Raw genomic sequence first — 12,403 nt, forward strand, 5'->3', positions numbered from 1 at the left:
TTTCGTTTCGATCCAGTTTTCAGGCGATCAAGCCTGAAGAACGCTGCAACATTCATCCGCACCGGAAGGTGAAGGACCGAATGTCTCGCGGCAGCATTTGTTTCACAAATGCCCGTTTGGTGGCGATGGCGGAGGGGTTCCACGCGTACCCATCCCGAACACGACCGTTAAGCCCTCCAGCGCCGATGGTACTTGGACCGAAGGGTCCTGGGAGAGTAGGACGCCGCCAAGCACATGAACCACTGCTGAGATTTCAGCAGTGGTTTTTTGTATATTGTATGCGATCCGTGTAAACCCTAAATTCCTATCGCTATAACAGAAGAATTTGTGCGCTGTTGATGGACAAATATCCAGGGATATACTTGTGCCGAGCCCTTTTTTTTAGGGGGATTCTTGCTCATGTTATGTTCTTGACAGTATATAAACCCTTTGCTAAGATGGCAATAATATATTTTTGGACATGCCGCTCCAACCTACTTTGAAGATAAGAACCATTATACTGCCAGCTCAGAACATCTGTCTTCCACGGATGGACTTGAGATGAAGTTTGTTCTTTATTTATAAAGTTTGCGGGCCGTAAGAACAAAGAATACAAGGAGGAATGACTCAGGTGTGGAAAGATAAGTTTGGCAAAGAGGGACTGACTTTTGATGATGTGCTGCTGGTGCCGCGTAAATCGGAAGTGTTGCCCAAGGAAGTGGATCTGTCCACGGTGTTAAGCAAGAATGTAAAGCTGAATATTCCGCTCATCAGCGCCGGTATGGATACGGTCACTGAGGCAGCTATGGCGATTGCCATGGCGCGCGAAGGCGGTATTGGTATTATCCATAAGAATATGTCGGTTGAACAGCAAGCGGAAGAGGTTGACCGTGTTAAGCGTTCTGAGAGCGGCGTTATTACCAATCCTTTTTCACTTACCGCGAATCATATGGTTTCCGATGCTGAACGTCTAATGGGCAAATACCGCATTTCCGGCGTCCCGGTTGTAGATGATAACAATAAACTGGTAGGGATTATTACGAATCGGGATTTGCGGTTTATCCATGATTTCAATATTCCGATCAGCGAAGTCATGTCTAAGGAAAATCTGGTCACTGCTCCTGTCGGCACGACACTTGCGGAGGCTGAGGTTCTACTGCAGCGCCATAAAATTGAGAAGCTTCCGCTTGTTGATGACAACTACATTCTCAAAGGTCTTATTACCATTAAAGATATCGAAAAGGCGATTCAGTTCCCTAACGGTGCGAAGGACGCTCAGGGCCGTCTGCTGGTTGGCGCAGCCATCGGCATATCCAAAGATACCTTTGAACGGGCTGAAGCGTTGGTTAACGCCGGAGTCGATCTGATTGTCGTCGATTCGGCTCACGGCCATCACATCAATATTATTGAAGCCGTACGTAAGCTGCGTGAGCTGTATCCGGATTTGACGATTGTGGCGGGAAATGTAGCGACCGGCGAGGCTACGCGCGATCTCATCGAAGCGGGGGCTTCCGTAGTCAAAGTTGGCATTGGACCTGGCTCGATCTGCACAACACGGGTCATAGCGGGTATCGGCGTTCCGCAGATTACGGCCATTTACGACTGCGCATCTGTTGCGCGTGAATACGGAGTGCCGATTATCGCCGACGGCGGCATCAAATACTCTGGCGAGATTACAAAAGCTATCGCAGCCGGCGCGCACGCCGTTATGCTGGGAAGCCTCTTTGCAGGTACGGAGGAAAGCCCTGGGGAGTCCGAGATTTATCAGGGCCGTAAGTTCAAGGTATACCGCGGCATGGGCAGCATGAGCGCCATGAAGCAAGGCAGCAAGGATCGCTACTTCCAAGACGACGACAAGAAGCTCGTACCGGAAGGTATCGAAGGCCGCGTCGCTTTCAAGGGTCCGATGTCCGATACGGTGCATCAGTTGATTGGTGGTTTACGTTCCGGTATGGGTTACTGTGGAACGGGAATGCTCTCCGAACTGCGTGATGACACATCCTTTATCCGGATAACCGGAGCAGGGCTTCGTGAAAGCCATCCTCATGATGTGCAGATTACGAAGGAAGCCCCTAATTATTCGGTATAAGCGATATATCATTTTAAAATATGGACGGACAGGACGAATTTCGCCCGGTCCGTCTTTTTTTGGAGGTACCCCTGTGTTAGAATAGAACAAGCAAATGAGATGATGATTATAAGGAGAGTTTAAATCCATTGAAGTTCAAGCGTAAATCCAGTGTGAAACAGATGGCAGTGAAGACAGTAACAGCAGGTCTGCTTTTAAATATGCTTGTGTTATCTCCTATTCCGGCGATGGCCGAAAGTGTGCAGACACCGGCCCCTGCAGGGGCTGATATAGCCACAGCGACGCCTGCTGCACCTGGAACGGCTGTAACCATTCCATCGGTCCAGTCGCTCGGTTTGAATCTGAAATCAGCCGTACTGCTTGAGCCTACTACTGGTCAGGTGCTGTTGTCCTTGAATGCGGATCTGCCGCTCCCTCCGGCCAGCATGACGAAAATGATGACGGAATATCTGATCGCGGACGCTGTCAAGAACGGCAAACTGTCCTGGGATCAGAAAGTAACCGTTGCCGAAAATGCGGCGAAGCAAATCGGTTCACGGATTTTTTTGGCCGAAGGAGACCAACATACTATTGAAGAACTGTACATAGCCATGGCCGTTGGCTCAGCGAATGATGCCACTGTTGCTCTGGCCGAAACCCTCTCCGGGTCGGAACAGGAATTCGTTAAATTAATGAATGAGACGGCACAGAAGATGGGTATGAAAACCGCCTATTTTGTCAACTCCACCGGGCTTAACCGTGATGATATGCCGGCCAAATTCCGTCCGGATACGGATAAAGAAACGGTGATGTCGGCGATGGATGCGGCCATTCTTGCCCAGCACATCGTTACAGATCATCCCGATTTCTCGAAGTATACGACCATTCAATCCTACAAGTTCCGCGAACGTGATGCGGCGCCAATGATAAACTACAATTGGATGCTCGAAGCGAATAAAAATATCGCCAATTTCAAAGCTTATGCTTATCCGGGCCTCGACGGGTTGAAGACGGGGCATACCTCCGACGCGGGAAATTGCTTCACGGGTACTGCCGTACGGGACGGCATGCGGCTGATCAGCGTGGTCATGGGTGCGAACTCCGAAGCCCACCGCTTTACGGAGACGAGGAAGGTGCTCGATTTCGGATTTAACAATTTCGAAGTCAAGCAGGTGGTCTCAGCCAAAGCGACCGTCGCCGGCAATGAAACGGTTCCTGTTGAGAAGGGCAAGAAGAGTGAAGTGCCGGTGGTGACTGACGCAGGCGCCACCTTCATCGTTCCGAAGGGAACGGCCTCTCCGCAGATTACGACAGCCGTACAGATTAATGATCCGTCGACGTTGGTTGCGCCGATCGCCCAGGGTACGAAGGTGGGGAAAGTAACCTATACGTATAAAGTTAACGGCCTACAGCCCCAGCAAAAAACGGTCAATCTGATAACATCCGAGGAAGCAGAGAAAGCCGGATGGTTCAAGCTGCTTTTCAGGGCAATCGGAAGCTTTTTTAGCGATATTTTTTCGGGGATTAAAAATTTATTCTAAAATTAAGGGACAAGCACTTAATTCCGAGTAAATGGCTTGTATATTTATCCGCCATGCGGTAAAATAAAAAGTTAGATTAAGATAGATTATCGGGAGGCTTGAAGATATGGAAACAGGAACATCTAGAGTTAAAAGAGGTATGGCGGAAATGCAAAAAGGCGGCGTCATCATGGACGTCATGAATGCGGAGCAGGCAAAAATTGCCGAAGCCGCAGGTGCTGTAGCTGTAATGGCACTGGAGCGTGTACCTTCTGATATTCGCGCGGCAGGCGGCGTAGCCCGTATGGCCGATCCTACAATCGTGGAAGAGGTCATCAAGGTCGTAAGCATCCCCGTTATGGCAAAGGCCCGTATCGGCCATTATGTAGAGGCCAAGGTGCTGGAATCCCTGGGTGTTGACTACCTGGACGAAAGTGAAGTGCTGACACCGGCCGATGAAGTGTTCCATATTGACAAACGTGAATTCACCGTGCCTTTCGTTTGCGGTGCAAAGGATCTGGGAGAGGCGCTGCGCCGCATCAGCGAAGGCGCGTCCATGATTCGTACCAAGGGCGAGCCAGGAACCGGCAACATCGTAGAAGCTGTGCGCCATATGCGTTATATCAACAGCCAAATTCGCAAGGTTCAAAATATGTCGAAGGACGAGCTGTATGCCGAAGCCAAAAATCTTGGCGTGTCTTACGACCTGCTGGTCGAAGTTCATGAGCTAGGCAAGCTGCCTGTCGTTAACTTTGCTGCTGGTGGTGTAGCCACTCCAGCTGATGCCGCACTAATGATGCATCTGGGAGCGGATGGCGTATTCGTAGGCTCCGGAATTTTCAAATCGGACAACCCTGAAAAATTCGCCCGCGCTATTGTTGAGGCGACTACGCACTACACTGATTATAAGCTGATCGCCGAAGTATCCAAGAACCTTGGTACGGCGATGAAAGGCATTGATATTGCAACTCTGACCGCTGCCGAGCGGATGTCCGAGCGTGGCTGGTAATAGAGAGAAGGGCTTTGGAATGAAGATAGGAGTATTGGCGCTTCAAGGTGCCGTAACAGAACATATTGTAAGCATCGACAAGACTGGAGCCGAAGGAACGCCAATCAAGCGGGTTGAGGAGCTAGCCGAGGTGGATGGACTGATCATCCCAGGAGGCGAGAGCACAACCATCGGCAAGCTGATGCGTAAATACGGCTTTATTGAAGCAATTCGCGAGTTTGCAGGTAAGGGCAAGCCGGTCTTCGGGACCTGCGCCGGGCTTATTGTGCTGGCCAAAGAAATTGCGGGTGGAGAGCCTGCACATCTTGAGCTGATGGACATTACCGTGGCGCGGAATGCCTTTGGGAGACAGCGGGAGAGCTTTGAATGTGATCTGGACGTAAAAGGGATCGAGGAGCCGATTCGGGCGGTATTTATTCGGGCTCCGCTCATTGAGAAGGTGGGCCCGGGCGTTGAGGTGCTGTCAGTCTATAACGGAGAGATTGTTACCGCGCGCGAGGGTAACCTGCTCGTATCTTCTTTTCACCCGGAATTAACGGATGATTATCGGCTTCACCAGTACTTTGCGGATATGGTGCAGACCACCCGGACAGCCGAACAATAGAACTGTATATAAACATCCTGACTCTTTCAAAGCCTTCGCTGGCTGCTTGAAAGAGTTAAGGCTGTTTCAGGAGGGAAATGTCGTGTTAGATGTTAAAATATTGCGCACCGATTATGCCAAGGTGGAGCAGGCGCTCGACAAACGGGGCAAATCACAGGATTTGATCTCCGGATTTCCGGCGCTGGATCTTCGTCGCCGCGAATTGCTGCAGGAGACCGAAAGCCTGAAGAATCGCCGGAACACTGTCTCGGGTGAGGTTGCGAAGCGGAAAAAGAGCGGAGAGCCGGCCGACGAACTGATCGCCGAAATGCGAAATGTATCCGACCGGATCAAAGAACTGGACGATGAAGTGCGCGAGCTGGAAAATCAAATCTCCGAGCTGATGCTGAGCATTCCGAACATTCCCCATGAATCGGTGCCGGTCGGCAAATCCGAAGAAGAGAATAAAGAGGTGCGCCGCTGGTCGCAGCCGCGCGAGTTCGGCTTCACACCCAAGTCTCATTGGGAACTGGCGCAAAACCTGGATATCCTTGATTTCGAGGCTGCTGCCAAGGTGACGGGATCGCGTTTCGTATTTTATAAAGGTCTTGGAGCCCGCCTGGAACGCGCGGTGATTAATTTTATGATGGACCTGCACAGCGGGGAGCATCATTACGAGGAAATGCTGCCGCCATATATTGTCAACAAAGACAGTCTGTACGGCACGGGACAGCTTCCTAAATTCGAAGAAGACCTGTTCAAGCTGCGCGACACGGAATATTATCTGATTCCAACGGCCGAGGTGCCGGTAACGAACTATTATCGGGAAGAGATTCTGAACGCTTCCGACTTGCCGAAATATTTTGTTGCTTATAGCTCCTGCTTCCGTTCGGAAGCAGGCTCGGCGGGACGGGATACCCGCGGACTGATCCGCCAGCATCAATTTAATAAGGTAGAGCTGGTCAAGCTGACATCGCCGGAATCTTCGTATGAGGAGCTTGAGAAAATGACGGCGGACGCCGAAAGCGTACTGCAGCTGCTGGAGCTGCCTTACCGTGTGCTTGCGCTCTGTACGGGCGATATGGGCTTTACGGCGGCCAAAACCTACGACCTCGAAGTATGGCTGCCGGAAAGCGGCATGTACCGAGAAATCTCGTCCTGCTCGAACACCGAGGACTTCCAGGCCCGGCGGGCCAATATCCGTTTCCGTAAGGAACCGAAAGCCAAGCCTGAATTCGTGCACACGCTCAATGGCTCGGCTTTGGCGGTAGGGCGCACGGTGGCCGCGATTCTGGAGAATTATCAGCAGGAGGACGGCAGCGTCCTCATTCCGGAACGTCTTCAGCCTTATATGGGCAATATTAAGGTGATCCGGCCAAAATCGAACCAATAATTGGAGTTGCTTCCGTAGAGGATAATATGGTACAATCTCTAATGCATGTGATATTTGCTGCATATGGAGAGGTACCGAAGCGGTCATAACGGGGCGGTCTTGAAAACCGTTAGAGTGCAAGCTCACATGGGTTCGAATCCCATCCTCTCCGCCATATCCTTTTATCATTAAATAATTGAGAATATAAGCTGTTTCCTTTGGGAGACGGCTTTTTTATATGCAGAGGCAGCCTTGTTAAAGCAGACATGGATGCAGGAAGCAGAGAATAAAAATCCCGCTTTCTCCGCAATGTATTAGGGAAGGAGGAGGATCACATTTATGGATCAACAACTACAACTGGACCAGCAGCAGCTCGTATCCGCTTGGCAGGAACGTCTTCCCTCATTTATGAATGAAGGAGACAGCTATACCGTACAGGCTGATGAAGGCGACCAGAAGAGCTTGCTTATTCATTTCAATGCCTCGGGACGCCAGAACTACACGTTGGACTTCCGCTGCACGTATGTAGACAGCCGGGAGGTAGCGGTAAATCTGATTGACGTCGAGCGGGCCGGTCAGCATACCGATGAACGCACCGACGCCGTGCAGCAGCTGGCGCAGCGGTATACGCGGCAGATTCACGAGTGCGCCCAAGAGCTGAAAGGCCTGACCCATTCCTAATGTTAAGGAGGAAGCGAACATGAGCAAGCCGAAGACGATCCAGGTTCCCGGAACACAGCCGCCTAGGGATAGGGAACAGCAGCGTCATGACCATGACGGTCCCGAGCCGCTTTCCGGCTCCAAAAAGGTGAAGCAAGCGAATCACGTCAGTCATAATAATCCACAAGGATAACATTTTACTGGAAATGGTTTATCTGCGAAAGTAAATCGTTTATCATGGGAAGGGGGAGTATTTTCTGTCAATTGGGAGAGGAGAGAAATAATGTTTAAAAAATGGGGCCTTTCCGCAGCGGCGATGCTGTTTGCGGCAGCCGTAATCCTGCCGGGTTGCGGAAACAAGCAGGAGCCAAAGGAAGCGCTGCAGGGTGCTGCCGTCAAAGCGGCTGCAATGACTTCGTATGAAATGAAGAGCAAACTAGTTATCAATAATCTGACGATCGATACGCCAACCGAACAATCCTCTGCAACAATGACGACGCAGGTGCTGAGCATGCTCAAGAACGCGGAGATTACGGTCGATGGCGTGTACCAGGCAGATCCGATGCAGACGGAATTGACGCTGGTGCTGAATTTAAAAGGCGATATGGCGATGAGCTTTACCGTTCCGATGGTGATGACGGCGGAGAAGCTGTATGTGAAGATTCCAAGCATTCCGTTCCTTCCTATTCCGGAAAATATTGTTGGCAAGTACGTGATGCTTGATCTGAAGAAGCTTGCGGAACAGGAAGGCGCCGAATTTAATCCCGGTATGCTGGATACGCAGAAGACCCAGAAGCTATCCAACGAGATTTTGAGCGCACTGCTGGCTGAATATGACGAAAGCAAGTATTTTAAAGACATTAATGCTAAAGATGCGAATCTTCCAGAAGGTGTTGACGCCAAACAGGTGATTCAGTTCCAGATCACCAATGATAATGTGAAGGAAGCCACTACCATCTTTGTGAATAATGCGCTGCCGAAAATTCTTGATATTCTATCCAAGGAGGAGTATAAGAACACGCTCCAGATCGACCAGAAGCAGTTGGATGAAGCCAAGGCTGCTCTGCAGAATAGCGAGAAGAAAGCGGAGTTCGATAAAGAACTGGCTAAGCTCGACCAGTATCTGACCATAAATCAGTTCCATTTCAACACCGCGATCAACAAGGATGATTTCCCTGTATATCAGGATCTGACGATGGACGTCAACGTAAATAATCCGGATGACGGCACAAAGGTAGGGCTGTCGCTGACCGGCAGCAATCAATACAGCAAGATCAATGAGAAGCCGGTATTCAAAATCGGTATCCCGCAAGGCGGCGACGTTATTACAGAGGAAGAACTGCAGCAGCAGTTCAGCACACTTGGTTCCAACTAAGTAAGAGGCGCCGAACCCCCAAAAGCCCCGTATAAAGCGTAAGAGCTTTGTACGGGGCTTTTTATGGTTCAAGGCAACCTTTAAGCCCGAAGCAGCTGTCTACATCGTCCGATTCCCCTCGGAGGTTACCTCGTCCGCCAAAAGAGCGTAGGTCCGGTGATCCTGCCACTGTCCATCAATCTTAAGGAAACGACGGGCAATCCCTTCCGCCTGAAAGCCGTTCTTCTCCAGGACTCTTCTGGAGGCATCGTTATGCAGGAGAATGGCAGCTTGCAGCCGGTGCAGACCGAGTGACTGAAAGGCATAGTTCGCCGCCAGGCCGACAGCTCCCGTCATGTAACCCCGTCCTTGCTGCGCATAATCAATAAAATAGCCGAGATCGGCGAATTGGCCCACCCCGCGTACAATATTGTTGATTGTAATCTGTCCGATCAAACATTCCTCTTCAGAGGAATAGATTCCGAACATGTACGCTCTGTCCAGTTCCTCTTCCTCCATCCGCTGAAGAATGAGCTGCTTCTGGCCATTCAGTGTAAAGAAGCTTTCTTCCCTCTTTGGCTCGTAGCGGCTGTGGACGCTGCGGTTGCGCAAGCGCAGTTCCAGCAGGCTCTCCGCGCTCTGAGGCCGGATCGGAGCAAGATAAATGCCGACCAATTGATCAGTTAAAATGAAAGACATTGCCGCTTATTCCTCCCTGGCGCTCTTTTGTAGGCGTACTTGCCGCAACCGGCGGAAGAAGGAGGTGAGGAGCTCTGCGCATTCTTCCCGCATGATGCCGGATATGACTTCGGTCCGGTGATTGAACCGCGGTTCCTCCAGCAGATTCATCAATGTGCCTGCGCAGCCTGCCTTGGGATCAGGCGTGCCGTACACGGTGAGCGGAACCCTTGATTGCACGATTGCTCCCGCGCACATCGGACACGGTTCGAGTGTAACGTATAAGGTGCATTCCAGCAGGCGCCAAGAGTTCAGCGCGGCGCTAGCTTCCCGAATCGCCACCATTTCCGCATGGGCGGTGGAATCCATTGTCGTTTCGCGCAAATTATACCCTCTTCCGATAATTTCGCCCCGCCGGACGATGACCGCACCGATCGGAACTTCGCCCAGCGCCTCCGCTTTGCGGGCTTCCGCGATTGCCTCGCGCATCCACCGCTCATGTTCCTCCTGCTGCCCAAGGCATGTTCCGTTCTCGCAATTGTCCAAGCTTCTCTTCCTTTCCGCTCCGGGCCGGATTGTTCTACGAACGAGTATTCGTTCTTAACAAATTGTGAATAACTCTGTGGAAAACCCGGTTGTTGTCCACAATTTTATACACATGAGGGATGTTAATTTTGTTTATATGTGCATAACTTGTGGACGGTTTCTATCCTATTGTAGAGAAAGAGAAGGCGATTTTCAATATTTGATAAACGGAAAGCTTCATATAAATGCTTTTCAAATGGATGGGCAAAAGGTATGATATTTATTGAGTGATCAGTTGATTTACCAGTCCTGTAAGAGGTGAATAAGAAGCTTGTCCATAAAAACGAAGCTTTCGGCAATTATTTTTGGCTCCGTGTTGCTCATTTTGGCGTTGAATTTGACCCTTAATTCCTATGCGACTCGCAATAATATGCGAAGCGAGATCGAGAGAAATATGAAGACGGCGGCCATGCAGATTGCGGTTTCCGTAGAACAGAGCAATTACAGCTCCAATTATGCAGAACAGCTGCTCGCGCAAAATTTGCGGATGGCTGCTATTTTAATATCCCAAGAACTGGACCCGGATATAGTGAACGTTTCGAATGCCGAATTGAAGACACTGGCCTCGAAAGTGGGAGTTTCCAATATATCGCTGCTTATCAGAGCCAAGGATAACATTGTGGTGAAGAGGTCCTCCGACCCCAAAGAACTCGGCTTACCCACAAAAGGCTGGGGATATTGGTATACGGCTTTTGTCGACCTGTTCGAAAGACGGGAGGTATCGGTAGCCAAAGGACAGAGGATGGAGCATTTCTGGTCCGGTCCTTTTGAATACTCTTCCTCCAATCCCGAGTTTATCGAGAAGTGGGGCTATTACTATGACGGGCGAAGCAATTACATTATCGACCCGTATATTCGCAGCACTTCAATCAGCGACTATGTCAGAATAATGAGTCCGGAAGAAATTGTGAAGCAAACCATGGAAGTCAACCCTGATATTTTGGAGATTACGGGCATCAATCCCTCCACCTTCGGTTCTTCCACCATGGCTCCGGACGGAACAGACAACGTAAATGTCAAACTGCGCAACCGGCCGATCATGTACGGCACCTATCGTTTCGGCAACTTAGAGCAGGATATAAATGCAGTGCAGGAAGCTCTGGCTAAACAAGAGCCCGTCATGATGGATACGATGGTGCGCGGAGCAAGGGTGCTCAAGAGCTTTATTCCCGTTACCTTGCCGGATTCAGGCACCTATGTCATTAGTGTGGTGATCGACTACTCGGTCATTTCGTCGGTTATCAAGCTACAATTGTGGAATAACATCCGGAGTTCTCTCCTGCTGCTTGCGGTCTTCCTGGTGGGAAGCTACATCCTGGCAGGCTTTATTATTCGGCCCATTCAAGCGATACTTACCAAAGTTCAGGATGTGTCCCGGGGAAAGTTCGAGCCGCCGCTCGAGGTTGGAAGCAGAGATGAACTGGGGCAGCTGACGCTGCGGATCAACGCGATGACGCGGAATCTGGCCCTGCACACAAGCCGGCTCAGACAGACAGTGGAGGAGAATCGGAAGGTAAAAGAGCATCTGGAGTCGGTAATTAACGGCACTTCCGATGCGATTCATACGGCGGATATGAGCGGAACGGTGATTAGCGTGAACCGGGCTTTTGAAGAGCTGTATGGCTGGAAGGAGCGGGAGGTCGTGGGAAGTACCATCCGTCTCGTTCCGGACTCCGTTCTCAAAGAAGAGGAGACCCGGCTTCAGTGGCTGATCAAGGGGGCACAGCTGGCCCCGACAGAGACGCTTCGCTTGAAACGGGACGGGACCGTTGTTGAAGTCAGCGTAAGCACCTCGGTCATACGGGACGAAGAGGGCAAGCCGGTGTCCTTCGTACATGTTTCCCGCGATATGACGGAGCGCAACCGGATGGAAGAACTATTAAGACAATCCGAGAAGCTTACTACCGTCGGCCAGCTTGCCGCTGGCGTGGCGCATGAAATCAGGAATCCGCTGACAACGCTCCGGGGGTTTTTACAGCTGCAGAGGGAGAAAAATATGCTTGTCCCCCTGCATGTGGATTTGATGCTCTCAGAACTGGAACGGATCAATCTGATCGTCAGCGAATTCCTTATATTGGCCAAGCCGCAGGCGGTGCGGTTTCAGCAAAAGGACGTCCGCCATGTTCTGCATGATGTGATTTCCTTGCTGGACAGTCAGGCTCATTTGCATAATATCGAAGTTAAGGACCGGTTTGAAGTAAGTCCGGCAATGGTACACTGTGAAGAGAACCAGCTGAAGCAGGTATTCATCAATATTATCAAAAATGGGATTGAATCGATGTCTTCCGGCGGAACGATAACGTTAGAGCAGAAACGGATCGGAGACTCAATCGTTATTGTCATTTCCGATGAGGGGGAAGGCATACCCGAGAATATTTTGCCGAAGCTCGGTCAGCCGTTCTTTTCGAATAAAGAGACGGGAACAGGACTTGGCCTGATGATCAGCCAGCGGATTATCCAAGCGCATAAAGGAATGATGGAGATTGAAAGTCAGGTCGGGCGGGGAACCTCGGTAACGATTGTGCTGCCAGCTGCCAAAGAGAGCGCGGAACCTATCAATGAGGAGACCGGCGGAGGAAAAGAAACGGAGTGACA

At 50.7% G+C, this 12,403-nt stretch carries 11 protein-coding genes, 1 tRNA gene and 1 rRNA gene; 11 read left to right on the forward strand and 2 right to left on the reverse strand.

From position 1 onward, the window contains the following. Positions 1 to 115 precede the first annotated feature (115 nt). From rrf to KP014_RS03695, 10 genes are all read left to right on the forward strand, one after another. Positions 116 to 232, forward strand: a 5S ribosomal RNA gene (rrf, locus tag KP014_RS03650). Between the two features lie 378 nt (positions 233 to 610). Next, positions 611 to 2,068: an IMP dehydrogenase gene (gene guaB / locus KP014_RS03655; protein WP_036599972.1), complete on the forward strand. Its 1,458-nt coding sequence runs from the start codon at positions 611 to 613 to the stop codon at positions 2,066 to 2,068. A gap of 161 nt (positions 2,069 to 2,229) precedes the next feature. Next, entirely contained in the window at positions 2,230 to 3,588 is a 1,359-nt protein-coding gene (locus tag KP014_RS03660) for a D-alanyl-D-alanine carboxypeptidase family protein (RefSeq protein ID WP_051500407.1), read from the forward strand. 106 nt (positions 3,589 to 3,694) lie between these two features. After that, positions 3,695 to 4,576: a pyridoxal 5'-phosphate synthase lyase subunit PdxS gene (pdxS, locus tag KP014_RS03665; RefSeq protein ID WP_036599976.1), complete on the forward strand. Its 882-nt coding sequence runs from the start codon at positions 3,695 to 3,697 to the stop codon at positions 4,574 to 4,576. Between the two features lie 19 nt (positions 4,577 to 4,595). Next, on the forward strand, positions 4,596 to 5,180 hold the full coding sequence (pdxT, locus tag KP014_RS03670) for a pyridoxal 5'-phosphate synthase glutaminase subunit PdxT (RefSeq protein ID WP_036599978.1): 585 nt from the start codon (positions 4,596 to 4,598) through the stop codon (positions 5,178 to 5,180). Between the two features lie 82 nt (positions 5,181 to 5,262). Further along, the gene (serS, locus tag KP014_RS03675; protein ID WP_036599980.1) at positions 5,263 to 6,552 is read left to right on the forward strand and encodes a serine--tRNA ligase; all 1,290 of its coding nucleotides are present in this window, start codon (positions 5,263 to 5,265) and stop codon (positions 6,550 to 6,552) included. A 65-nt stretch (positions 6,553 to 6,617) separates the two neighbouring features. Beyond that, positions 6,618 to 6,706 (forward strand) — tRNA-Ser (locus tag KP014_RS03680). 164 nt (positions 6,707 to 6,870) lie between these two features. Further along, positions 6,871 to 7,212, forward strand: coding sequence for a hypothetical protein (locus KP014_RS03685; RefSeq protein WP_036599983.1), 342 nt, complete (start codon positions 6,871 to 6,873; stop codon positions 7,210 to 7,212). 19 nt (positions 7,213 to 7,231) lie between these two features. After that, positions 7,232 to 7,384, forward strand: a complete 153-nt coding sequence (locus KP014_RS03690; RefSeq protein ID WP_036599985.1) for a small acid-soluble spore protein P — start codon at positions 7,232 to 7,234, stop codon at positions 7,382 to 7,384. Between the two features lie 90 nt (positions 7,385 to 7,474). Further along, complete coding sequence (locus tag KP014_RS03695; RefSeq protein WP_036599987.1) at positions 7,475 to 8,566, forward strand: hypothetical protein; 1,092 nt, start codon at positions 7,475 to 7,477, stop codon at positions 8,564 to 8,566. 99 nt (positions 8,567 to 8,665) lie between these two features. Here KP014_RS03695 and KP014_RS03700 read toward each other — a convergent pair whose 3' ends face one another. Together KP014_RS03700 and tadA are read right to left on the reverse strand one after the other, a co-directional pair. Beyond that, entirely contained in the window at positions 8,666 to 9,244 is a 579-nt protein-coding gene (locus KP014_RS03700) for a GNAT family N-acetyltransferase (protein WP_036599989.1), read from the reverse strand. Between the two features lie 6 nt (positions 9,245 to 9,250). Next, complete coding sequence (tadA, locus tag KP014_RS03705) at positions 9,251 to 9,769, reverse strand: tRNA adenosine(34) deaminase TadA (RefSeq protein WP_281426447.1); 519 nt, start codon at positions 9,767 to 9,769, stop codon at positions 9,251 to 9,253. Positions 9,770 to 10,079: 310 nt separating this feature from the next. Between tadA and KP014_RS03710 the strand changes: the two genes are divergently transcribed. Further along, the gene (locus KP014_RS03710) at positions 10,080 to 12,401 is read left to right on the forward strand and encodes an ATP-binding protein (RefSeq protein WP_036599993.1); all 2,322 of its coding nucleotides are present in this window, start codon (positions 10,080 to 10,082) and stop codon (positions 12,399 to 12,401) included. Positions 12,402 to 12,403: the final 2 nt, after the last annotated feature.

This window comes from Paenibacillus sophorae, assembly GCF_018966525.1.
In the GTDB taxonomy this organism is placed as follows: Bacteria; Bacillota; Bacilli; order Paenibacillales; family Paenibacillaceae; genus Paenibacillus_AQ; species Paenibacillus_AQ sophorae.

Coding starts and splice junctions, on each gene's coding strand:
- KP014_RS03700 (WP_036599989.1), bottom strand. CDS start 9,244: ATGTCTTTCATTTTAACTGATCAATTGGTCGGCATTTATCTTGCTCCG.
- KP014_RS03685 (WP_036599983.1), top strand. CDS start 6,871: ATGGATCAACAACTACAACTGGACCAGCAGCAGCTCGTATCCGCTTGG.
- KP014_RS03695 (WP_036599987.1), top strand. CDS start 7,475: ATGTTTAAAAAATGGGGCCTTTCCGCAGCGGCGATGCTGTTTGCGGCA.
- pdxT (WP_036599978.1), top strand. CDS start 4,596: ATGAAGATAGGAGTATTGGCGCTTCAAGGTGCCGTAACAGAACATATT.
- pdxS (WP_036599976.1), top strand. CDS start 3,695: ATGGAAACAGGAACATCTAGAGTTAAAAGAGGTATGGCGGAAATGCAA.
- KP014_RS03690 (WP_036599985.1), top strand. CDS start 7,232: ATGAGCAAGCCGAAGACGATCCAGGTTCCCGGAACACAGCCGCCTAGG.
- KP014_RS03660 (WP_051500407.1), top strand. CDS start 2,230: ATGGCAGTGAAGACAGTAACAGCAGGTCTGCTTTTAAATATGCTTGTG.